Genomic DNA, 23,630 nt, shown 5'->3' with positions numbered 1-23,630 from the left:
TAAAAGGTGGTCGAATTTGTTATATTCTGTTATTGTTTGGAGAAGAACTCTTGTAGATTTATATATTAGAAGTTACTCTAACGTCTATTCCTAAAAGGAGTTTAACTAAGTAGTTAGCTTATAATATTCATTTCCCCAATCACACATCATACTAAGAATAGGCATTAAAGTCTTTCCTAACTCAGATAATGAGTATTCAACTTTTGGAGGAACTTGAGGGTATACTTTCCTAATCACTAGATTATCTGTTTCTAACTCTCTTAGCTGTTGTGTCAACATTTTTTGAGTTATTTGAGGAAGTAGCTTTTTCAATTCACTAAATCGTTGTGTTCCTTTGGAACCTAGATGCCAAATAATAAGAGGCTTCCATTTTCCACCGATTAAATCTATTGTTATTTCGAAGGTACATGTATATATCTTATCTTTCAATTCTAAACTGGAGCACATGCTTCTCATCCTTTCAATGGTATCCTTTCAGGTACTATAATACAAAATAGTGCGTACTTGTTGCATATAAACTTATTATTTATAATAATACCATGCATTATAAGAAATATCAATTAGGAGGAATAAATGAATGGATGCAATATTAAGCAGAAAGAGCATAAGAAAGTACAAGGACATAAAGGTAAGTGATGAGATTATTGAAGAATTATTAAAAGCAGGTATGGCAGCGCCTTCTGCTGGAAATGAACAACCTTGGGAGTTTATCGTTTTAAGAGATAAAGAGATTATGAAAAAGATAACTGAAGTACATCCATATTCAAAAATGTTATTAGAAGCAGATGTTGCAATTGTAGTTTGTGGGGATGAATCAAAAGAAGTATATAAAGGCTTTTGGGTACAGGATTGCTCAGCTGCTACAGAAAATATATTAGTAGCTGTTGAAGAAAAGGGCTTAGGTGCTGTATGGCTAGGTGTTTATCCAATGGAAGATAGAGTAGATGCGATAAAAGAAATTCTAAATTTACCATCTAGTGTGATTCCTTTATCAATACTACCTGTTGGATATCCAGATGAGCAAAGGAAACCAGCAGATAGATTTGATAAAACAAGAATACATTTTGATAGATGGTAATAGAACTAAACCTAAATAATGAAATCCAAATAGACGAAAATTAATAATTAAAGTGGAAATAGCAAGGAATAAATAAAATATATTGAAAATTTAAAATAATGTATTTACTTAACTGTGAAAAACAAATATAATATTAATGTGCATGTACCATATTGTGGTATGTAGCGAATGAATAGAGCGCTTTTTAAAAACTAAATATAAAGATCGTTTTCCGAGTTATTTCTTCTAAAGAGAAATCCATGAAGACATAACCGTTGGTTATTCCATAAGGGTTTAGCGAGAAATTGCTGAGCCTCCCATTTTGGAAAGGAAAATACTTTATTTTGAGCATGTCTAATTTATGCTTATGTAAAGACAATCCTTTCAGGATTGTCTTTTTTGATGGCATGGATTCAGCATAGGAGAATGCATGTACTTAATCTTTACAGAAGAGAAAAATTTTTTCATCTCAAAAGAGATGACTTATTTAAATGAAGAGGGGGGTATAAAAATGTTTTATGGAGAGAGGAGAATGGCTAGAACAATATTAACGGTTTTACTTGTGGTTGGAATGGTGTTGGGCTGTTTGGGCGCTACCTATGGGCAAGCCAATGATAGCTTAAAACCAGGAGATACTGCAAAAACAACTGCAAATGTTAATTTACGTACAACTGCTAGTATGCAGGGTAAGGTACTGATGGTAGCTGCGAAAGGAACAAAAGTTGTCATTGAAGGTAAAGTGAATAATTGGTACAAAGTAAATCTTGCGGATGGTAAAGCAGGATACATGTATGGACAGTACTTAGCTAAAGTTGAAGGTGCAGCAACACCTACAGCTGCTGTAAAGCAACCTGCACAAGCAAGCAATCCAGTGAAAAGTCAGGAACTATCTAAAGTAGAGTCTACAATGATCCTTGCCACAACAACAAGTACTCAGGATACTGGACTGTTAGATGTACTGGTTCCAGCCTTTGATAAAAAATACGGCGTAAAAACGAAAGTTATTGCTGTTGGAACCGGTGAAGCAATTGAGATGGGAAAACAAGGGAATGCAGATGTAATCCTGGTACATGCAAGAAAATCTGAAGATGAATTCGTTGCTAGTGGTTATGGTATAAATAGAAAAGATGTTATGTATAATTACTTTTTCATAGTAGGACCTAAAAATGATCCAGCTGGTATTGCAGACAGTAAAGATGCAGAAACGGCAATGAAAAAGATATTCGATACGAACTCTAAGTTTGTATCTCGAGGAGATCAATCAGGAACGCACAAGAAGGAACTTACGATTTGGGATAAATATAAGTTAAAACCTCAAGGCAGCAAATGGTATATGGAATCAGGGCAAGGTATGGGAGATACACTGATGATGGCAAGTGAAATGGGTGCATATACACTGGTTGACAGCGGTACATGGTATGCATTTGCGGATAAAGTAGATCTTAAGATCGTATTACAGGGTGATTCAATTCTTTTTAATCCTTATGGTGTCATCGCAGTAAATCCAGAAAAATACTCCAACATCCATAAGAACGCTGCAGCAGCTTTTATAGACTTTATCACTTCAGAGGAAGGACAAAAAATCATCAAAGATTATAAGAAAAACGGACAACAGTTATTTGTACCAGATGCAAAGAAATAGTAGCATATTTTATCCAGCATCACGATAGGAATAGTATATAGAAATATTAAATAAATACATAAATCTCCGAGTATGTAGTTCCTGTAGCACATGAGCCATGGAGTGCATACCGATAGGGTATTATCGGAAACGATAATGCCTCCCGTGTGGAAAGGAGGATTTCATAAGCATAGATATATTCTGATGCTTTTGGCTTCTTTTCTTAGGAAAAGAAGCCATTTATATTTTATCGTGCATTCGAAAAGAACAAGAAAGCTACTTGCAATATTTCACGAGGTTCTAAAAAAAGAAATAAGATACCGCTCCGAGTCCATGTGCCTGGAAATGAATGATTTACGGCGCATGGACCGATAGGGTATTATTGGAAACGGTAATGCCTCCCTTTGTGGAAAGGAGTTAAAATCACTTTTTAAGAAGGTCTTGCAACTATTTAGTTTTTCCAGACGAACGATTAGATTTTAATAGGGAAAAGTAAGGTGAGTCCTTTTGTGCTGATGGTGCTTAGACTCTAGGTTATTACCTTCTAACAGTCGATTTTATAAATTGATGATGGAGGTAGAATATGTACAATGGATGCTTTAGAATTAACAAACCGCAGAATGAATCGATATTTACGTATGAACTAGGGAGTCAACAAAGAAATGAACTAAAGGCAAAAATAGCAGAGTTGAAGGAAAAAGAAATTGAGATACCTTTGATAATTGATGGAAAAGAAGTAAAGACAGGAAACTTGGGAACCTGTATTATTCCTCATAATCATCAGCATGTGCTAGCACGATACCACATAGCTGGAGAAAAAGAAATGAATCTGGCAAAAGATGTTGCATTGAAAGCAAAAAAGACATGGGAGAGCATGCCGTGGACACACAGAGCTTCTATTTTTCTTAAGGCTGCTGAACTGCTAGCTGGACCATGGAGAACTACCATAAATGCTGCAACTATGCTTTGCCAGAGTAAAAATCCACATCAGGCTGAGATAGATGCTGTGTGTGAACTGATTGACTTTTTAAGATTTAATGCATTTTTTATGCAAGAAATATATGAGGAACAACCTGTGTCGGGTACTGAATTCTGGAATCGGATTGATTACAGACCGCTAGAGGGCTTTGTGCTGGCTATTACACCCTTCAATTTTACTGCTATAGCAGGGAATCTTGTAACAGCTCCTGCCATGTTAGGGAATGTTGTCAATTGGAAACCCGCTACAGCGGCAATATACTCCAATTACTTCTTAATGAAGTTATTACAAGAAGCAGGTTTACCCGATGGAGTTATCAATTTCATTCCATCCATGGGAAGCGATATAGGAAAATATATGTTAAATTGTGAGTGGTTGGCAGGCATCCATTTTACAGGATCTACAGAAGTGTTTAATTCCCTGTGGAAGGAAGTTGCACAAAATGTGGAAAAATATAAAAGTTATCCTAGAATTGTTGGAGAAACCGGAGGAAAAGGGTTTATATTTGCCCATAACTCTTCCCGTGTAGATGCGCTGGTAACAGCACTTATTAGGGGGGCTTTTGAATACCAAGGCCAAAAATGCTCAGCAGCATCTAGAGCATATATTCCCAAAAGTCTGTGGAATGTAATAAAAGATAAATTGTTGGAGGCACTTGAGACAATCAAGGTGGGAGATATTGAAGACTTTAGAAATTTTATGGGTGCAGTTATTGACTATAAATCATTTGAAAGAATAAAAAAATATCTTGAATATGTTAAGGAATCACATGAAGCACAGATTTTTTATGGGGGAAAATGTGATGACTCTGTAGGATACTTTATCGAACCCACAGTAATTATCACATCAAATCCTCGATTTAAAACGATGGAAGAAGAACTATTTGGACCAGTGCTGACAGTTTATATCTATGATGATAGCGCATTTGATGAAACTTTAGAATTATGCAGTACTACGTCTCCCTATGGGTTGACAGGGGCGGTTTTTGCTACCGATAGGCAGACAATCATAAAAATGGAACAGAGATTATCCTATACAGCAGGAAACTTTTATATTAACGATAAGCCTACTGGCGCAGTAGTAGGTCAGCAGCCTTTCGGTGGCTCACGAAGTTCAGGGACGAATGATAAGGCAGGAAGTAAGTTGAATCTATTAAGATGGGTGAGCCCAAGGACGATAAAAGAAACATTTGATCCTGCTAAAAGCTATGGATATCCGCATATGGTTGGAAAATAAATTTTTATGCATCCAAATAGAAAGATTAAATGAATGCGTAAAATACATACACTCTCCTTAAAAGCCAGTACCCCCAAACGCTGGCTTTCTTTTTTTCTCTTTTACTTTAAGCTATGATTTATTGACATGCTAAAAGACAATCTAAAATTAGAATATAAATATTTTCACTTTTGCATGCTAAGCAGGCTTATACTGTGGAGGAGATTGTTGTTATATGTTGAATTAAACAATAAAATCAAACTATTTGAAATATTATGTATGTAAGTGCATTACAAATTTATGGACGAAGCGTTTAAAACTAGGGGGATGACATAATGAGAGAGACAGTCAATTATGAAGGAAATATATTTATAAGACACATTAACTTGAACTTTAAAGCCTACTTAAGAGCCACTTTATTTATCATATTGCTTGTTCAGTTGTTATTGTTAAGTTTCAGAAATTATCTTGTCTATCATAGCAGTATTGAGTTGATATGCGTAATCATAGCAGTAACAATGACAACCATTGCGCTCAATACAGACAAAACGAATAGAAGTGAATATCTTTATTTTTTAGGAATTGCTTATGGGTTTGTGGCTGTATTCGACTTTCTTCATATGATCGTTTATGCTGGGATAGATACTTATCCTGGTTTTACGAAGAATCTTTCAATTCAATTTAGAATGATAGCAAGATATATAGAAAGTATATCTTTTCTAATAGTATGTACATTCTTAAATAGGAAGATTAAGCTTAACGTGATCTTTATCGTATATCTTCTTTTTTCTTTATCAACATTGTCTTTTGTTTTATATTGGAGAATATTTCCGAACTGTTTTATAGAAGGAATTGGATTAACTTTTTTTAAAAAAGCTAGTGAAGGCATTTTTACGATTATTGTCCTTTTAGGTATGTTTGTTTTATCAAAACATAGGAGGAATATCTCTTCAAAAGTATTTTACCTTTTGATGATAGCATGTATCAATACAATTTTATCTCAAATATTCCTTGCACTTTTCCATGATGTAGGAGATTTATTTCATACGATTGGACATCTTTTTAAGCTAATAGCCTATTACTTTATTTATAAAGCTTTAGTAGAGACAAGTCTAAAAAAACCGTATGAATTACTGAGTCAATCCAATCAGAAATTGGAAGAAGAGATTGTTCAGCGAAAAAATATCGAAGACTCGCTTATAAAAGAAAGTGAAGTATTAAAGGGGATATTGGAATCAACGGCAGATGGAATACTGGTTACGAACAATACTACCCAGAAAATTATTCATATGAATCATACTTTTATAAGTATGTTTGATATTCCTGCAAGATTCATTACAGACGGTACGTTTTCTGATTTGAGAAATTTTTGCAAACCACTATTGAAAAACCCAGACGACTTTATCAATAATACACAAAACGCAGAGAACATGCCAGTGGACTACCATGATTGTATTGAAATGAATGATGGTAGAATCATTGAACGACTATCTAGACCACTTATTATAAATAATGAAATTTATGGTAGAGTGTGGAGTCACAGAGACGTAACAGAAAAGTTAAAAGCTGAGCAAGACTTAAAAGAAAGTGAGGAGCACCATCGAAAGTTAATGGAGCTTTTGCCTGATGCTGTTTTTATTCATAAAGGAGATGAGCCAGTAATGGCTAACACAGCAGCACTAAAGCTAATGAACTGTGATGAACCTAGGAATATTAAAAATCAACTATATTTTAATGTCCATCCTGATTATAAGCAAGAATCAATAAAAAGACTAAACAAGTTGACTACAATGGAAACAACAGTTCCGTTTGCTGAGGAAAAGTTTATTCGGCATGATGGTAGCATCATTGATGTTGAAATTGGTGGAACTTCTTTCAGACATAAGGATGAAATGTATATTGTAAGTGTGGCTAGAGATATTACTGAACGAAAGAAAGCTTATGAACTTCAACAAGAAGTAAAAAGAAAGGACTTACTGCTGTTTGAAGTAATGGAACATGACAGATCAAAGACAGAATTTTTTTCAACGATATCTCATGAACTAAAAACTCCGTTAAACATTATCCTTAGCACTATTCAACTGATGGATAAGCAGTTTTGCCAACATGAAATGTGTATTCACAGGAATAAACTGCAAAAATACTTAAGTATGTCAAAGCAAAATAGTTATAGACTTCTAAGGCTAATTAATAATCTCATTGATATTACTCGATTAGATGCTGGCTTTATGAAGATGGATCGAAAGAATTACAATATTATCAGTGTCATAGAGGATATCACCCTATCTGTAGCAAGTTATATAGAAAGCAAAGGCATTCATCTTCTATTTGATACAGACATTGAAGAAAAGATTTTAGCCTGTGATGCAGATAAAATAGAAAGGATCATACTAAATTTACTTTCCAATGCCGTTAAATTTACTGAAGCCAATGGGCTTATCCAAGTAAATATCCATGATAAAGGAGAAAATATTCTCATATCTGTGAAAGATACAGGGATAGGTATCCCTACTGAGAAAAAAGAAATAATCTTTGAACGCTTTAGGCAGGTAGATTCATCTTTGACGAGAACGAGAGAGGGCAGCGGTATTGGACTGTCACTCGTGAAGGCTCTTGTTGAAGCCCATGGAGGAAGAATATCGGTAAATAGTGAAGTGGGAACAGGAAGCGAGTTTATTATTGATCTACCAGTTCGTGTGGAAGAGGAAGGTATCTATCAAGAAATAGCTGCTGCACAAGAAAGCAACGTGGAAAGGATACATATTGAGTTCTCTGATATATATTCATAAATCAAGATATAGATAATAATTTGTCTAAAGTCAGCTCTTATACGGGAGATGGCCTTTGGCAGATATACGAACATCTCAGAGAATATGGCGATACAATGCCTTGGGATGAATATAGAGCAACAACAGGATGAAACCCTTCTAAACAAAAAAAATAAAGAATGCGTAAATGAATATGGAATGCTGTCAGGATATGATAGCATTTCATATTTATTTGGACAAGCATTAAAAAATATATTGTATTCATTAAATTTATCATTGAAATAGAAATAAGATGAATGTATAATTTACTTAAACGGTTTACTAAACCGTTTAAGTAGCATCGGGAGGCGTAAGATGAAATTAACAATTAAGGATATTGCAAAACTTGCAGAGGTTTCTACAGCTACAGTATCAAAGGTTATCAATCATAAAGATGATGATATTGGCCAGGCAACAAAAGAGAGAGTAAGAAGAATTATGAAGGAATATAATTATGTTCCGAACATTATGGCAAGGAGCTTGGTTACAAAGAAAACAAAAACAATTGGTCTCGTAATTCCTGATATACGAAACCCTTTTTTCCCCGAACTTGCGAGAGGCGCTGAGGATAAAGCAAATGAAGAGGGATACAACATCATATTTTGTAATACCGACGATGTTTTAGCCAAAGAAGAAAAATACATAGACATGCTGATAGAGAAAATGATTGATGGGGTTATCTTTACCGCTTCATCTAAGAGGACCAGTGGTTTTGAAAATCTACAGAACGCGTACATTCCCATTATCTTGGTTGATAGGGATATTGATTTTAAAGGAGTCAAAGGCAAGATTACTGTGAATAACTTTCAAGGTGCATATGAAGGTGTGCAACATCTTTTACATAATGGATATAGAAAAATTGTTTTTATATCAGGTCCTTTATTAAGTAAACCAGGGATAGATCGCTACGAAGGATATAAGAAGGCCTTATCGGATGCCCATATACCAGATGACAGTATGATCATGTTAGAGGGTGAGTATAAAAGCGAATGGGGATATGAGGCAGTAAAGATGCTTATGGAGCAAAATATAGAATTTGATGGTTTGTTTTGTGGAGATGACTTGATTGCCATCGGAGCGATTAAGTCACTCAAAGAAGAGGGAATAAGTGTACCCGATGATGTGGGCATTGTAGGCTTCGACGATATTTATATGGCCAGTTTGATAGATCCAGAGCTCACAACAATTAAACAGCCAAATTATGAAATGGGATACGAAGCAGCGAGCATGCTTATTCGTGCCCTTGAAAAGAAGAACCCAAGGAAAAAGGAGATTGTGTTAAATACCAATCTTGTCATAAGAAAATCTAGTATCAAGAAAAGATATTAAAGGGGGGAAGGTCTTTGGTTTGGAAAACTAAGGAGCGAGGAAATGAGTAAAATCGTTGTGGTGGGTAGTTTGAATATGGATTTAGTGACAAATACCAAGAATATGCCCAAAATAGGTGAAACGATTGTGGGCGATTCGTTTAGGCAAATACCTGGTGGAAAAGGAGCGAATCAGGCTGTTGCCATCGCTAGGCTCGGTGGAGCCGTAGGGATGATCGGTAAGGTAGGAGATGACAGTTTTGGTGAGACATTAAGAAATGCTCTTATGCACGATAATGTGGATACGAAATATGTATTCAAGGAAAACGATTGCTCTACTGGGGTAGCCGCCATAACGGTAGATTCCCAAGCAAATAACGCCATTATCGTTATACCAGGTGCAAACTTTAAAATTACGAAAGAGGATATAGATCATAGTCTTGACATGATTCATGGAGCAGAAACCATCGTTACACAATTAGAAGTACCTATAGATGTTGTTCATTATTCTTTATTAAAAGCGAAGGAAGCAGGAAAGTATACGATATTAAATCCTGCACCAGCCCAATATTTAGAAGATGAAATCATAGGAAATGTGGACTTGTTAATACCAAATGAAACAGAACTTGAAATTCTCGCGGGCATGGAGATAAAAAATGAGGAAGATATCCTTGCAGCGGCTAGGAAGCTCATGGCAAAGGGTGTCAAACAGTTGATCGTCACCCTAGGTGAAAAAGGGAGTATTTATTTAGCAGAACAGGGTGTACAAAGATTTAAGGCCTATAAGGTAAAGGCTGTGGATACCACTGCAGCTGGAGATAGCTTCGTTGGTGCTTTGGCAGTAGCTCTATCCAATAAATTAGAAATGACACAAGCAATTGATTTTGCATCGAAAGTAGGTGCATTAACAGTCACCAAGTTCGGAGCCCAAAGCTCCTTACCATTTAAAGATGATATTACGCACTTTGAGGGGGATTTAGTATGAAAAAAAGTATTTTGATTAATTCTGAGATATCCTATGCGATTGCTAAAATGGGGCATAAGGATATGCTGACCATATGTGATAGTGGCCTTCCGATCCCGAAAGAAGTGGAGCGCATTGACATATCCCTTAGGCAAGGTATTCCTACATTTATTGAAACCCTTGAGACAGTATTAGAAGAATTAAGAATTGAAGAAGTAATCATTGCAAAGGAAACAAAAGAAGTTAGCCCACTACTGTATGAAAGAATAAAAGAAATTATTGAAAAGGTAGAAAACAAGGAGAGAATAAACGTTAAAATTACTGAAGTAGATCATGAGTTATTCAAAACAATAACCAAGGAATCTGCTTGTATCGTAAGGACTGGAGAGTATACACCCTACGCAAATATTATTCTAAAATCTGGGGTGGTTTTTTAGGGAGTGAGAAAATTGACAAGACCACTTTTTCAAATGAGCGGTATTACCAAGGAATTTCCAGGTGTTAAAGCTCTAGATAATATTACTTTCAACATTTATGAAGGTAAGGTTATGGCGCTGCTAGGCGAAAATGGTGCAGGAAAATCAACTTTGATGAAGATTCTTAGCGGCGTGTACCAAGCAGATGCAGGCGAGCTGTTTTTTGACGGAAAGCAAATAAAATTTAGAACACCAAAAGATTCACAAGACATTGGTATAGCCATCATTCATCAGGAATTGAACTTAATTCCACAACTTAGCATAGGAGAGAACATATTTCTAGGGAGAGAACCTGTAAACGCATTTAAGAAGATAGATTGGAGAAAACTGTTTAGCGATTCACAACAACTGCTTAAAAGGCTTGGTGTAGAGAAAGATCCTAAGATGCTGGTATCTGATTTAAGCATTGGAGAGCAGCAAATGGTAGAAATTGCAAAGGCATTATCACTAAATGCAAAGATTATCATCATGGATGAGCCTACGGATGCGTTAACGGATAAAGAAACACTATCATTGTTTAATGTTATAAAAGAGCTTAGAAATGATGGCTGTAGTATCGTATATATATCCCATCGGCTAAAGGAAATTTTTGAAATATGTGATATGGCCACAATTATGAGAGACGGAAAGCTAATTCACGAAGATAAAGTGGACTGTTTAAGTGAAGAGTTAATCATAGAAATGATGGTAGGAAGAAAGCTAGAAGAACAATTTCCTAGGGTAAATACGGAAATAAGCGAAGTAGCGCTAGAAATTAGGAATCTATCAAATCAATATGTAGAAGATATCAGTTTTGTCCTTAGAAAAGGTGAAATACTTGGAATTGCAGGACTTATGGGTTCAGGAAGAACAGAACTTGCAAAAACTATTTATGGTGCTATACCAGCAGAAAAAGGAGAAGTCATCATGAATGGGCAAAAGTGTAGAATTCTCTCACCAAAGGATGCACTGAATCATGGTATAGCCTATGTATCAGAAGATCGCAAAGCGCAAGGACTTATTCTAGACTTATCTATAAAAGAAAATATGAGTTTATCAGATTTAAAGCAGTTTGAGGGTATTTTCTTTAGAATTGACAGGCAGAAAGAGGAAAACGTTATTGGAAGCTACATTAAAAAAATGTCTATAAGAACACCTAGCATGCATCAAACTGTAAAGAAGTTAAGCGGTGGAAATCAGCAAAAAGTTTCTATCGCCAAAGGACTCATAACAAATCCCACCATATTGATTCTAGATGAACCCACTAGAGGGGTGGATGTTGGTGCAAAAAAAGAAATATATGATCTGGTTAATCAATTTAAAGCAGATGGAATGAGTGTAATGATCATATCTTCGGAGTTGCCTGAAATTTTAGGCATGAGTGATAGAATAATGGTCATGTGTAACGGGAAAATTACTGGCACTTTCGATAGAAAAGAAGCCACTCAAGAGCGAATCTTAAAATGTGCTGTTGGGATGAAGGAGGCTTAATATGAAAATCAATATAGAAAAATTGCTAAAATTCAAATCGGTAATTGGGCTGCTGTTCTTTACGGTTGTTATCTCTCTTTTAAGTCCTCAATTTCTTTCTTTTTCTAATATATTAAATGTCTTTAGACAAACATCTATCAATTCAATTATTGCTGCCGGTATGACATTTGTAATCTTGACAGGGGGAATAGACCTTTCTGTGGGTTCAATTCTCGCTTTTGCAGGCGCTGTGTGTGCAAGCTTGATAGCATCAGGGATGAGCCCGTTGATAGCTGTAATGATCGCATTGGGTATAGGCATTGTTGTAGGCGGCCTAACAGGTGTTATTATCAATAAGGGAAAAGTACAGCCTTTTATAGCTACTCTTGTAACAATGACCGTTTTGAGAGGTGCCACATTGGTATTTACCGATGGAAAGCCGATTACATTAGGTGGAGGAGGGAGTGCAGAGAAGTTTTCTACCATTGGAAATGGATACTTTTTAGGAATTCCCATTCCCATTTATATTACACTGATTGTCTTTGTAGCCTCTTATTATATACTGAGACAGACAAGGCTAGGAAGATATGTTTATGCTCTTGGTGGTAATGAGGAGGCAACAAAGCTATCAGGAATATCTGTAGGGAAGATTAAGGTGATTGTATATGCAATAAGTGGTTTGTTTGCAGCATTGGCAGGCATTATTATCACATCTAGACTTGCTTCAGCCCAGCCGAATGCGGGTTCAGGATATGAGTTAGATGCCATCGCTGCTGTTGTGCTCGGAGGAACCAGCCTTTCTGGCGGGTTTGGAAGCATACTGGGCACAGTAGTTGGAGCCCTTATTATCGGTATTCTAAATAATGCATTAAATATTTTAAATGTATCTTCCTATTTTCAAATGATTGTAAAAGGCGCAGTAATTCTTGTTGCTGTATTGCTTGATAGAAAAAAGTAATGCTGTTTCTATCTGAAAACATGATAAACATGATTTTCAGTGAGGATAAACTATATCTTATTAAAGGGAGGAAAAGGTATGAAAAAAGTTTTAAGCATTTTACTGGTTATGGTTTTAATGATGGGGTTACTCTCTGGGTGCGCTAACAAGCCTGCAACAGAGACTGAGCAGCCAGGAGGAACTAAAATTGGATTGGTTGTTTCTACATTAAACAATCCTTTCTTTGTTACATTGAAAGAGGGCGCTGAGGCAAAAGCAAAAGAGCTAGGAGCTGAACTGATTGTACTTGATTCTCAGAATGATCCTGCGAAAGAGCTAGCGAATCTAGAAGACTTGATTACCAAAAAAGTATCTGTGATTTTGGTGAATCCTACAGATTCAGATGCTGTTGGAAGCGCGATTAAGCTTGCAAATGATGCGAAAATTCCTGTGATTACCCTTGATAGGGGCGCAAATGCCGGAGAAGTTGTTACGCATATTGCGTCGGATAATGTGGCAGGTGGTAAAATGGCAGGAGAATTTATCATAGAAAAGCTCGGTGGAGCTGGTAAAGCAGTGGAATTAGAGGGTATCGCTGGAACTTCTGCAGCAAGAGATAGAGGGCAAGGATTTAATGATGCCATTAAAGGAAGCAGTATAGAAGTTGTTGCAAAACAAACTGCTGATTTTGATAGAACAAAAGGTTTGACAGTAATGGAAAACATACTACAAGCACAGCCAGAGATCAATGCTGTATTTGCCCATAATGATGAAATGGCTTTAGGTGCATTAAAAGCAATTGAAGCAAGTGGAAGGGATATCCTTGTAGTTGGGTTTGATGCAACAGATGATGCTGTAAAGTCAGTTGAAGAAGGTAAGCTAGCAGCAACCGTAGCACAGCAGCCAGATCAGATTGGCGCATTAGGCGTAGAAATGGCTGACAAAGTATTAAAAGGGGAAACTGTTGACACGTTTATTCCAGTTGATTTAAAACTTGTGACTAAGTAAACTTTTTATATACATAATCTACATGTATATAAAACCCAGTCGTAGGCTAAAAATAAAAACAATTTGAAATTTTGATGGTTAAAAACAGGCGTAGAAGTTAAGATCCTACGCTTGTTTTTTTGTTGAAAAATATAAAAGGATAATCATTATGTTATCTTATTATTGGTAAATGTCATCCTAGTATTATTGGGTATGATCATGGATATGGCACTACTTATTTTAATTACGACGCTTATTCTACTTCCAGTAGTTATGAAGGTAGGAATGGGGGCTCTTCCAAATTTATTAATGAGAAAATAAATGAAACGAAAGCTGCCTATGAAAATCAGGTGTCTTTTTGTAATTTAGCTAGCATACTATTGACGAAGATAGTTACCTGGGCTAAGATAAACTGTTTGATAATAGGAAAATAAAGTATGTTTCTTAAGTATAGAAATCTTTCAGACTTTTTTTGGAAACAATCGTAAATACTTATATAGATTTAAGTAAATAGAAAGAGGTGGAGTTATATGCCAAAGGCCCATGTGGTAGATTACGAGGTCTATGGGGACGATATGCAATTCGTCGAAGTTGCCTTAGATCAAAATGAGAGCATTATCGCAGAAGCTGGTGCCATGATGTATATGGAACAAGGAATTCAAATGGAGACAATTTTTGGAGATGGATCAGATCGTGATGCTCAAGGTGGATTAATGGGTAAATTGTTAGGAGCAGGAAAAAGAGTCATTACTGGAGAGAGCCTATTTATGACAGCCTTTACAAATGGGGCTGCAGTCCAGCAAAAGGTATCTTTTGCTGCACCCTATCCGGGAAAAATTATTCCTCTTGATCTACAACAGTATAGAGGGCGAATAATCTGCCAAAAAGATGCGTTTCTTTGTGCGGCAAAAGGTGTATCTGTAAGCATTGCATTTCAAAGAAAACTTGGTGCTGGTCTATTTGGTGGGGAAGGATTCATCATGCAGAAACTAGAGGGAGATGGACTGGCGTTTCTCCATGCAGGAGGTACTATTATCGAAAAGGAATTAAAAAGTGGTGAGATGTTAAGGGTAGATACTGGTTGCCTTGTTGCTCTGACAGGTGAAGTAGATTACGACATCCAGTTTGTTGGAGGTGTGAAGAGTGCCTTATTTGGGGGAGAAGGTTTATTTTTTGCAACGTTGAGCGGACCAGGAAAAGTATGGCTTCAATCCCTACCTTTTAGCAGGCTGGCTGACAGAATGTTCTCTGCTTCCCGGAATAGAATGGGTGGGAAAGCAAAGGGTGAAGGCAGTGTATTAGATGTGTTAGGTGGTCTTGGGAATTTCATTGATGGAGATTAAAAAAACTACTGGACCTCAAGACGTGGATAAGCCATTGAGAATTGTCTCGAACTTGGAAATAGGAGATAGGGTAAATACCATTTCTGAATATCTAGTTCAGCTTCCAAAACAGTGACAGAATAAGCGCATGTCGATTTTATAAAGGACATGTGCTTTTTTAGTTTTTGTACCTATACTTCGTACGACGAATAGGAAAGAGTAGCTTCCTCAACATTAAAAGAACTTTATGTTTTTTAGACCTGCAGACTTGGCCAGAGAAATGGCATGATGAAATTCTTCGTCGGTAATCCTTCTACTGATTTCCTTATAAAGATACGCATGATGCGTAGGATAATATTGTGCCATCATATGAACATAACAATTTTCTGAGAGGTCATTCACTATAAATTTCATGATTTCGTCCGTACCAGCTAGATTTTGAGGCATGACCAAATGACGTATCATCAAACCACGCTGGGCAATATTTCTATGATCAGTCTGAAGATTTCCTACCTGATGATACATTTCTTTTACGGCATTTTTTGCTATTGTAAAATAGTTTTTTACACCAAGATACTTCAATCCCAGTGTATCATCGGAAAATTTGATATCAGGCATGTAAATGTCTATGATACCTTCTAATAATTTAAGGGTATCGGTTAAGTCATAACCGTTTGTATTGTATACGATTGGAAGCGTTAGACCCCTTTGAGAAGCTAGAAAGATACCTTCTACAATTTGAGGAATGATGTGTCCTGGGGAAACTAAGTTGATGTTATGACAGCCTTTGTTTTGAAGATTAAGCATGATCTCGGCCAATTGAGCAGAAGAAACTTCTTTTCCCTCTCCGCAGTAACTTATTTCATAGTTTTGACAAAATACACAAGCAAGATTGCAGTGAGCGAAGAAAATAGTACCAGAACCATGTCTCCCAACCAACTCTGGTTCTTCTCCCAAATGTGCTTCTGCGCCAGAGATAATTGGATTTTGTAAGGTTTGACAATAGCCTCTCTCTCCGTCAACTCTGTTGACTTCGCATTGATGAGGACACAATACGCAATTTTGAAGCATTTCATTAAAAGTTTTTACTCTTTTCTCCAGTTCTCCATTATCGAGTAAGGCTAAATATTTAGGTTGATACAATGGCTTCATCTCCATTTCTGATTTTTTCTATATATAAGTTTCCCATACTGCAATAAGATATGTTCGTCATGTTTTTTTATAATTCGACGAAAATGGAATACATTAACAAACTATTATTTTAAAAAAATTGTAAAAATAATTATAGTGTTGATAATTTAATATTCTAGGGGAGGCATGGGAAAATGACGGTTGGTTCGCAGGTAAAACAGACTTTGGCATCATTAAAAGGAGCCCAGGGTACTTTGCGGCTTTATGCTGTGCAGTCGCAAAATTCAGAGGCTATCACAGCTTATCAAGAAGCAATTTTTGTTACAGGCAGTATCATCAGGGATTTAGAAGATCGAGTAAAGCTTTTAGAATTTGAAGAGCCCCAATACAAGGGGAATTAAGCGAGGGAAGCATATGAAGGAATGGTTGGTAATTTTACTTAGATCTGTAGGTCTGTTTTTTGGCATCCTTATCTTTATCCGTGTGATGGGAAGGAAGCAAATCGCTAGAATGACACCCTTTCATTTTGTAAGCTACGGCGTGATTGCCATTTTAGCGGCGTTGATTTCAACAAATATTATTAAAAATCTATCTTTTGGCTTAGTTGCACTGAGTGTTTGGATATTTCTTCCCATCGGCTTGGATTATGTTTCCATGAAAAGCAAATGGTTACACGATGTACTAAATGGAAGGGAAAAGATTCTGGTCAAGGACGGAAAAGTCATGGAAGAGAATCTAAAACAGCTTCGAATTACGGGAGAAGAATTGATGCGAGAGCTGCGATCAAAAAATGCCTTTCTTATGGCTGATGTGGAATTTGCAATGATGGAAACTACAGGTGAGATCAATGTGCTGCTAAAATCGGATAAAAAGCCTGTGACTCCCTATGACCTAGGAAAAAAAGTAGCACCCCAAATGTCTCCTCAAACGGTGATCTTAGATGGAAATGTCCTGGATGAACCCTTATCCAACATGGGCTTGAATCAAGGATGGCTGGGGATGCAGCTAATGAATATGGGAGTATCCCTAGATAATGTTTTTTTAGGACAAGTAGACGCATCGGGAGACCTATATGTAGATTTGTTTGACGATTCGCTGCAGCAGCCCCAGGTACAGGTAAAGGAGCTCCTCTATGCTACACTGGAAAAATGTCAAGCAGACCTGATGAGCTTTGCATTAGAGACACAGGATGAGAAGGCAAAGAAGATGTACGAAATGGACGCACAGAAGTTACAAGAAGTACTACAGAAGCTAAAAGCTTATTTATTAAGATAGAAGGTGATAGGACAATGTCAAGCAAGAAGAATAAGAAGTTAACACCAACACAGCAGCAGTATCAGGAGTTCGCTAAAGCAAGGGAACCTAAAAGATCGGTCTTATACAATTGTCTCAAGGCTTTTATTGTCGGGGGAATAATATCTACAATTGGGCAGGGGCTTCAGTGGATGTTTATGAAGTATTTTGACTTTAATGAAGTTACTGCAGGGAATCCTGCAACTGCAGTTTTGATTATGTTATCTGTGCTATTAACGTCTATTGGCGTTTATGATCATATTGCCCAATGGGCTGGTGCAGGAACGATTATTCCAGTTACCGGCTTTGCCAATACGATTGCATCGGCTGCTATCGAGCATCGTAGTGAAGGATATGTTCTTGGGGTGGGAGGTAATATGTTTAAACTAGCAGGTTCTGTCATTGCCTTTGGTGTGTTTTCCGCTTTTGTTGTAGCAATTATCAAAATTACAATTCAAGGATTAGGTGGGATGTAGATGCTTAAAGGACATCAGACATGGGTTTTTTATTCAAAACCTACTATATTGGCATCGGCCGCTGTAGGTGGACCATTTGAAGCTAAAGGTGCAGTGGCAGAGGATTTTGATATTTTGCATGAGGATATATGGCTAGGTCAAGACAGCTATGAAAAGGCAGAAAAAAAGCTATTGGAACAAGCTGGCGAAATTGCCTTAGAGAAGGCGGGTATAAAAAAAGAAGATGTGCAATTTTTTCTAAGCGGAGATTTAATGAACCAAATCATTTCTAGTAGCTTCGCAGCGCGAACTTTAGGAATGCCTTACCTGGGCATCTTTGGCGCCTGCTCAAGTTCCATGGAAGGATTGGCCTTAGCGAGTCTCATCATAGATAGTAAATCAGCCAACTATGTATTGGCAGGGGCTTCCAGCCACAATGCGGCAGCAGAAAAACAGTTCCGATATCCAACAGAATATGGTTCCCAAAAACCGCCTACAGCCCAATGGACAGTAACGGGAGCAGGAGCAGCCTTAGTCGGAGAGGGAGGGCATGGACCTAGGGTGACGTCTGCCACCATTGGGCGGGTGATTGATATGGGACTTTCTGACCCGTTCAATATGGGAGCAGCCATGGCACCAGCAGCTGTAGATACTATCGAAGCTCATTTTAGAGATATGAACATAGAACCTTCCTATTATGATATCATCGCCACGGGGGATCTTGGAAAAATTGGTCATAGGATCGCATCGGACTTACTGACAGACCATGGACTAAAAATTCCAGAAAACATCCTTACGGATTGCGGAATCCTAATTTACAAACCAGAACAACCCGTAATCGCAGGGGGAAGTGGTTGTGGATGCTCAGCTACAGTAACCTATGGACATTTTTTAAACCGCATGAGAAAAGGAGAATTAAAAAGAATTTTAATCGTAGCAACAGGCGCACTGATGTCACCCTTATCCTTCCAGCAAAAAGAAAGTATACCTTGTATTGCTCATGCAGTTTCGATTGAGATGTAGAAAGGTAGGTAAGAAGTTATGGAGAAATTTTTTTGGGCCTTTGTGGTAGGTGGGGGAATCTGTGTCATCGGACAGATTATGCTGGACGTTTTTAAGCTGACACCAGCCCATGTAACTAGCAGTTTGGTGGTGGTTGGTGCAATACTGGGAGGACTTGGATTATACGAACCATTGATAAAATTCGCGGGAGCAGGAGCCAGCGTGCCTATTACTAGCTTTGGCAATGCCTTGGTTAAGGGTGCCTTGGCAGAAGCCAAGAGGAGTGGCATTGTAGGTGTTCTGACAGGAATTTTTGAAGTAACAAGTGCTGGTATTTCAGCAGCCATCATATTTGGGTTCATGGCAGCCCTAATCTTTAAACCGAAGGGATGAATAATGAAAGGAAAGAGAAGGGAGGTGACTCAACAATGACAGTAGGTACACAAATGCAACAGGCTATTGCAGGAATTCAAAGTGCAGCAGCTACTATGAAAACTTTTGCATTACAGACGGAAGATAAACAAGCAAAGCAACAGTTTCAGCAAATTGCTCAAACTTTAGAAAGCACACTACAAACCTTACAACAAAGACAACAATATATTGAGCAGCAAGAGCCACAATACAAACAATAATAAGGATAGAAAAAGCTGAAATATTTATACTTTCAGCTTTTTGCATGTTCATTTATGAAACTGCTCATAGATGAATAGAAAGTCTATTTGCTAAAAAAGTTCAAGAACTTCTTTGAATGATAGGTTAATGATAGTTTGCCAAATCGCAGAAGTCGAAAAAATTTAAGATTGTAAATGACTGAATATAGTAATATGCTTAATGCTATGCCATAGACAACATCCAAAACAGAATGTTGTTTAATCATGACAGTAGATCCAATAATTAATGCCATCACAATGAAGGAACTAACACGGATCATTTTATTCTCTTCTAGCCTTTTACATCGAATAAGTGCAATATGGATAGCGATAGCGTTTAGTACATGAATACTGGGCGATGAGTTTGTGGGTGTGTCAACGGCATAGATATAACGTATTAATTTAGAGAAAATATCGTTTTCAATAATGATTGGACGAAGGTTTTGTCCATTAGGAAAAATCATATAAAAGATAAAACAAAGAGTCATACCTGTAAATAAAAAAATAGTCAATTTTAAAAAATCATCCTTTGACTTAAGTCCTAAGTATAATAAAGTACCAAAGATATATACATACCAGAAAATATAGGGGATGATCATATATTTCACAAAGGGAATATATAGATCAATTTTAGAATGTATATAATATTCTGGTTTGATGGTTCTTTCTGTATAGTAGTACAGAAACCAAATGAAACCGTAGTAGGTGAGTATGAAAAAATGTCTATAATCCTGAAATTTGTTTAAACGCAAATATTGGTCCTCCTTAGTATCTAATCCTCCGTTCATCTGCAGTGTAGGAGAAGAGGAAGTTTGGATGAGTATATTTATGTAAATATAGTATTTTCCATAAAATGAAAATCTATGATACCTTTTATGCTTTTATGGAAAACCATAATCCGTAGCAAAAAGTTTTTCTTCTTTTATAGAGAAATAGATGGAAATTAAAAGGAAATAAATGGATTTAGTAGAAATAATAAATATTTACATTTATGCTTTCAATGGAATTAAGCATGCTTTGAAAATATATGGATGTTAGGAGGATGGAGAATGGATGATGTATTAGAAAAGATAACGGGATTTATTACGAGAGAGAATTATGGGAAAATGGAGTTATTATTCTTAGATCATCCAAAAGACGGGATACAAATTCCCGCAGGAATTGTTGAAGAGGGTGAAGCACATTTGACGGCAGTGATAAGAAAAGTAAAAGAAGATACAGGTCTTAGCCAGGTAAAGTTGCGAAAGCTTATTAGCTATCTAGATCTAGAGCTTCCAAATGATCGTCATATTGTGCTAAACCAAGGGAAGGTATATGCAAGACCGGACAACAGAAGCCATAGTTGGGCAGAACTGAGGCGAGGCCTTACAGTTACAGGTATTCAGAAGAGAGCAGAATTTACACAGATAGAATATATCGAGTATGATCAATCTTTAGAAATTAATGATGTAGCCTACCAGATCATAGGTTGGATTCCAACAAAATCATTGACGCAAAATAGTCGACGATATTTCTATCACCTAACATGCGAGCAGGAAGCACCAAAGTATTGGGAGCACAGTGTAGATAACGATAAAATCAAATTGTTTTGGGCGCCTTTGACGAATCTACCAGATCTACTTCCTTCTCAGATATCATGGCTAAGATATTTTTTCAATTATATGGAGAACAAATGTAAATACAAGAAGAATATTTAGGGACTATTTTTCAAGGCGTAGACAATACCTTTACTGATTGCTAAGGCTAGTTGGGATTGATATTCTTCACTTTGTAATCGGTATAGGTCTTTGCTATTGGTTAAAAATCCTATTTCAATAAGAATACCTGGAGGCGTAGTTTCCCGTAATATATAATAATCACCAGGAGCAATGGGGAACATTTTTTCTGTCTGCTTCAAGTAATTATTATATATGATTTCATTTATAACGCTGTGGATTTTTTGGGCAATCTTTTTGCTATTTTCTGATTTAGGAAAATAAAAAATTCCTATACCACTGGCAGTGGGTTCATCAGGGCGAGCATCTGTATGGATACTAACAAAAAGATTTGGGTGATTATTGTTGATGATGTTCTTTCTGGCGTCCAAATCTCTTTTGTATCTAGTGTCTGGCAGGCTGCTTTGATCTTCGAGGGATATGTCCTTATCCCTTGTGAGGATTACTTTAATTTTCTGCTTTTGAAGAAGTTTTTTGACTCTTAATGCCAACTTAAGATTGAGATCTTTTTCAAGAATATCACCTTGAGATGTTCCAGAATCGATACCTCCATGACCAGGGTCAATAACAACAACATGACTATAAGCGACATTGGATAAGGTGTAAATGAATTTATAATGATTGTTTAGGAGTAGAAAGCTTGTTAGAAAAATGAAAGCAAATAAACTTACAGCTACAAAACGAAATTTCACAGTTACCATAATGATCCTTCGCGCCATTGACTTCACCCTTCAAAGAATTTTAACTATATATTTTATGCAAAATAATAACAATATATGATTATAAATCACCTGTTAGATTTACAATGGGTGATTTTTCTTTGAATTTAGTAGAAGAGTAATAGTACAAATTTAAACTTAATAAAAATAATACGTGATCCAATAGATTCAAGTTGTTGATGAGGGCGATATATTCTTAGGAATAAAATGAAGAGGAGGATTAAGATGCCTAAAGTAATTGTGATCGGTGGTGGTTGGGCAGGCTGTGCAGCAGCGATTAGTGCAAGAAAAGCAGGTGCTGAAGCAACCATCCTTGAAAGGACAGACTTACTTCTTGGTCTTGGTAATGTGGGAGGACTGACAAGAAACAATGGCCGCTATACGGCGACGGAAGAGTCAATTTTAATGGGAGGGAGAGAGCTCTTCGAAATCGCTGATGAATATTCGAGACATAAGAATATCGATTTTCCTGGACACAGCCATGCCAATATTTATGACGTCAATCGAATAGAAAGTGCCGTAAGAAGAAAACTTCAAGAGATGAATATACAATTAAAGTTTTATACAAAGGCAGTGAATGTGGAGATGGAGGCAGAGCGCATCAAGGCAGTCCTGCTAGAAGATGGAGAGAAGATATGCGGTGATAGCTTTATTGAGACTACTGGTTCTACAGGGCCTATGGCAAATTGTCATAAATATGGCAATGGCTGCGCCATGTGTATACTGCGGTGCCCGACCTTTGGTGGACGAGTAAGCATTTCTGAAAAATGCGGTATAAAAGATATGATAGGAAGAAGAAAAGATGGAACATATGGGTCCTTTAGTGGGTCGGTGAAAATCAATAAAGAAACTTTAAGTGAAGAATTACAAGAAAGATTGAACAAAGAAGGTGTTGTTATTGTACCTCTATCTCCCCACGAGATTCATACTGAAAAACTGGATATAAAGATTTGCCAGCATTATGCCATAGATGACTTTGCAGAGAATATTATTTTATTAGATACAGGACATGCGAAATTGATGAGCCCTTTCTATCCATTAGAGAGATTAAGAGCAATTAAGGGATTTGAAAATGCAAAGTTTGAGGATCCCTATTCTGGAGGTGTGGCAAATTCCATCAGGCATCTTTCAATTGCACCAAGAGATAACTTTATGAAGGTAGTTGGAGTAGATAATTTATTCACTGCAGGAGAAAAAAGTGGATTCTATATTGGTCATACAGAGGCCATTGTAACAGGATATTTGGCGGGGCATAATGGTGTGCGGAAAGCATTAAATATGGATTTGATTGAATTACCAGAGCAATTGACCATTGGAGATTTTATTTCTTATTCAAATAAAAAGATGCATGAGGATGGTGGAGACCTATTAAAATTTACCTTTGCAGGGTCTATATATTTTGAAAGAATGAAGGAAAAAAATCTTTATATAACAGATAAAAAAGTATTGCAGAAAAAGGTAGGAAACAGTGGATTGCTAGGTTTTTATGACAAGAAGCTAGTAAACGAATAGAATAGAATTAATCATAATACGAAAAAAATGAG

Annotated in this window: 25 protein-coding genes and 3 riboswitches; of the genes, 21 read left to right on the top strand and 4 right to left on the bottom strand. The window is 36.7% G+C overall.

The window, feature by feature from the left end:
- Positions 1-105: 105 nt before the first annotated feature.
- Positions 106-429, bottom strand: coding sequence for a helix-turn-helix domain-containing protein (locus HNQ80_RS09825; protein WP_330602822.1), 324 nt, complete (start codon positions 427-429; stop codon positions 106-108).
- A 148-nt stretch (positions 430-577) separates the two neighbouring features.
- On the opposite strand from HNQ80_RS09825, the gene HNQ80_RS09820 reads away from it, so the two are divergent.
- The 13 genes from HNQ80_RS09820 to HNQ80_RS09765 all read left to right on the top strand — a co-directional run bounded on the left by HNQ80_RS09820 (position 578) and on the right by HNQ80_RS09765 (position 15,142).
- Positions 578-1,078 carry a nitroreductase family protein gene (locus HNQ80_RS09820; protein WP_184310477.1) on the top strand — a complete coding sequence of 167 codons (501 nt, stop codon included), beginning with the start codon at positions 578-580 and terminating at the stop codon, positions 1,076-1,078.
- A 197-nt stretch (positions 1,079-1,275) separates the two neighbouring features.
- Positions 1,276-1,406: riboswitch (molybdenum cofactor riboswitch) on the top strand.
- Between the two features lie 183 nt (positions 1,407-1,589).
- On the top strand, positions 1,590-2,699 hold the full coding sequence (locus HNQ80_RS09815) for a substrate-binding domain-containing protein (RefSeq protein ID WP_184310476.1): 1,110 nt from the start codon (positions 1,590-1,592) through the stop codon (positions 2,697-2,699).
- Positions 2,700-2,751: 52 nt separating this feature from the next.
- A riboswitch (molybdenum cofactor riboswitch) is annotated at positions 2,752-2,872 on the top strand.
- 117 nt (positions 2,873-2,989) lie between these two features.
- A riboswitch (molybdenum cofactor riboswitch) is annotated at positions 2,990-3,111 on the top strand.
- 150 nt (positions 3,112-3,261) lie between these two features.
- Positions 3,262-4,893 (top strand): L-glutamate gamma-semialdehyde dehydrogenase, encoded by a 1,632-nt coding sequence (gene pruA, locus HNQ80_RS09810; protein WP_184310475.1) that lies wholly within the window; start codon positions 3,262-3,264, stop codon positions 4,891-4,893.
- A 314-nt stretch (positions 4,894-5,207) separates the two neighbouring features.
- Positions 5,208-7,661, top strand: coding sequence for an MASE3 domain-containing protein (locus HNQ80_RS09805; protein ID WP_184310474.1), 2,454 nt, complete (start codon positions 5,208-5,210; stop codon positions 7,659-7,661).
- 84 nt (positions 7,662-7,745) lie between these two features.
- The gene (locus HNQ80_RS25590) at positions 7,746-7,925 is read left to right on the top strand and encodes a hypothetical protein (protein ID WP_207726950.1); all 180 of its coding nucleotides are present in this window, start codon (positions 7,746-7,748) and stop codon (positions 7,923-7,925) included.
- 69 nt (positions 7,926-7,994) lie between these two features.
- Positions 7,995-9,008 carry a LacI family DNA-binding transcriptional regulator gene (locus tag HNQ80_RS09800; protein WP_184310473.1) on the top strand — a complete coding sequence of 338 codons (1,014 nt, stop codon included), beginning with the start codon at positions 7,995-7,997 and terminating at the stop codon, positions 9,006-9,008.
- Positions 9,009-9,050: 42 nt separating this feature from the next.
- A complete protein-coding gene (rbsK, locus tag HNQ80_RS09795) occupies positions 9,051-9,971 on the top strand; it encodes a ribokinase (RefSeq protein WP_184310472.1) in 921 nt (306 codons plus the stop codon).
- Positions 9,968-10,387: a D-ribose pyranase gene (gene rbsD / locus HNQ80_RS09790; protein ID WP_184310471.1), complete on the top strand. Its 420-nt coding sequence runs from the start codon at positions 9,968-9,970 to the stop codon at positions 10,385-10,387. The genes rbsK and rbsD overlap by 4 nt, the downstream gene beginning before the upstream one ends.
- Before the next feature lie 12 nt (positions 10,388-10,399).
- Positions 10,400-11,896 (top strand): ribose ABC transporter ATP-binding protein RbsA, encoded by a 1,497-nt coding sequence (gene rbsA, locus HNQ80_RS09785; protein ID WP_279288981.1) that lies wholly within the window; start codon positions 10,400-10,402, stop codon positions 11,894-11,896.
- Between the two features lies 1 nt (position 11,897).
- Complete coding sequence (gene rbsC / locus HNQ80_RS09780) at positions 11,898-12,833, top strand: ribose ABC transporter permease (RefSeq protein WP_184310470.1); 936 nt, start codon at positions 11,898-11,900, stop codon at positions 12,831-12,833.
- A 78-nt stretch (positions 12,834-12,911) separates the two neighbouring features.
- Positions 12,912-13,820 (top strand): ribose ABC transporter substrate-binding protein RbsB, encoded by a 909-nt coding sequence (gene rbsB / locus HNQ80_RS09775; protein ID WP_184310469.1) that lies wholly within the window; start codon positions 12,912-12,914, stop codon positions 13,818-13,820.
- Positions 13,821-13,973: 153 nt separating this feature from the next.
- Positions 13,974-14,120 carry a hypothetical protein gene (locus HNQ80_RS26655; protein ID WP_184310584.1) on the top strand — a complete coding sequence of 49 codons (147 nt, stop codon included), beginning with the start codon at positions 13,974-13,976 and terminating at the stop codon, positions 14,118-14,120.
- A gap of 209 nt (positions 14,121-14,329) precedes the next feature.
- Positions 14,330-15,142, top strand: a complete 813-nt coding sequence (locus tag HNQ80_RS09765) for a TIGR00266 family protein (RefSeq protein ID WP_184310468.1) — start codon at positions 14,330-14,332, stop codon at positions 15,140-15,142.
- A 213-nt stretch (positions 15,143-15,355) separates the two neighbouring features.
- On the opposite strand, the gene HNQ80_RS09760 is transcribed toward HNQ80_RS09765, so the two are convergent.
- Complete coding sequence (locus tag HNQ80_RS09760) at positions 15,356-16,279, bottom strand: radical SAM protein (protein WP_243183110.1); 924 nt, start codon at positions 16,277-16,279, stop codon at positions 15,356-15,358.
- A gap of 167 nt (positions 16,280-16,446) precedes the next feature.
- Here HNQ80_RS09760 and HNQ80_RS09755 point away from each other — a divergent pair, with 167 nt between their 5' ends.
- The 6 genes from HNQ80_RS09755 to HNQ80_RS09730 are packed head-to-tail and all read left to right on the top strand — an operon-like array spanning position 16,447 to position 19,634.
- Complete coding sequence (locus HNQ80_RS09755) at positions 16,447-16,653, top strand: DUF1657 domain-containing protein (RefSeq protein ID WP_184310467.1); 207 nt, start codon at positions 16,447-16,449, stop codon at positions 16,651-16,653.
- A 13-nt stretch (positions 16,654-16,666) separates the two neighbouring features.
- Complete coding sequence (locus tag HNQ80_RS09750) at positions 16,667-17,527, top strand: DUF421 domain-containing protein (RefSeq protein WP_184310466.1); 861 nt, start codon at positions 16,667-16,669, stop codon at positions 17,525-17,527.
- Between the two features lie 14 nt (positions 17,528-17,541).
- Complete coding sequence (spoVAC, locus tag HNQ80_RS09745; RefSeq protein WP_184310465.1) at positions 17,542-18,021, top strand: stage V sporulation protein AC; 480 nt, start codon at positions 17,542-17,544, stop codon at positions 18,019-18,021.
- The gene (spoVAD, locus tag HNQ80_RS09740; protein ID WP_184310464.1) at positions 18,022-19,023 is read left to right on the top strand and encodes a stage V sporulation protein AD; all 1,002 of its coding nucleotides are present in this window, start codon (positions 18,022-18,024) and stop codon (positions 19,021-19,023) included.
- 18 nt (positions 19,024-19,041) lie between these two features.
- Positions 19,042-19,395: a stage V sporulation protein AE gene (gene spoVAE, locus HNQ80_RS09735; protein WP_184310463.1), complete on the top strand. Its 354-nt coding sequence runs from the start codon at positions 19,042-19,044 to the stop codon at positions 19,393-19,395.
- 35 nt (positions 19,396-19,430) lie between these two features.
- Positions 19,431-19,634 carry a DUF1657 domain-containing protein gene (locus HNQ80_RS09730; RefSeq protein WP_184310462.1) on the top strand — a complete coding sequence of 68 codons (204 nt, stop codon included), beginning with the start codon at positions 19,431-19,433 and terminating at the stop codon, positions 19,632-19,634.
- A gap of 83 nt (positions 19,635-19,717) precedes the next feature.
- On the opposite strand, the gene HNQ80_RS09725 is transcribed toward HNQ80_RS09730, so the two are convergent.
- On the bottom strand, positions 19,718-20,404 hold the full coding sequence (locus HNQ80_RS09725) for a phosphatase PAP2 family protein (RefSeq protein WP_207726948.1): 687 nt from the start codon (positions 20,402-20,404) through the stop codon (positions 19,718-19,720).
- 297 nt (positions 20,405-20,701) lie between these two features.
- Here HNQ80_RS09725 and HNQ80_RS09720 point away from each other — a divergent pair, with 297 nt between their 5' ends.
- Entirely contained in the window at positions 20,702-21,349 is a 648-nt protein-coding gene (locus HNQ80_RS09720; RefSeq protein WP_184310460.1) for an NUDIX domain-containing protein, read from the top strand.
- Here the strand turns inward: HNQ80_RS09720 and HNQ80_RS09715 are convergent.
- Entirely contained in the window at positions 21,346-22,086 is a 741-nt protein-coding gene (locus tag HNQ80_RS09715) for an N-acetylmuramoyl-L-alanine amidase (protein ID WP_184310459.1), read from the bottom strand. The two genes, HNQ80_RS09720 and HNQ80_RS09715, sit on opposite strands and share 4 nt — an antisense overlap.
- A 225-nt stretch (positions 22,087-22,311) precedes the next feature.
- On the opposite strand from HNQ80_RS09715, the gene HNQ80_RS09710 reads away from it, so the two are divergent.
- Positions 22,312-23,598 carry an FAD-dependent oxidoreductase gene (locus tag HNQ80_RS09710; protein ID WP_184310458.1) on the top strand — a complete coding sequence of 429 codons (1,287 nt, stop codon included), beginning with the start codon at positions 22,312-22,314 and terminating at the stop codon, positions 23,596-23,598.
- Positions 23,599-23,630 lie beyond the last annotated feature (32 nt).

The sequence above is a fragment of the Anaerosolibacter carboniphilus genome, assembly GCF_014205875.1.
Taxonomy (GTDB): Bacteria; Bacillota; Clostridia; order Peptostreptococcales; family Thermotaleaceae; genus Anaerosolibacter; species Anaerosolibacter carboniphilus.
This window is presented reverse-complemented; position numbering and strand designations above follow the sequence as displayed.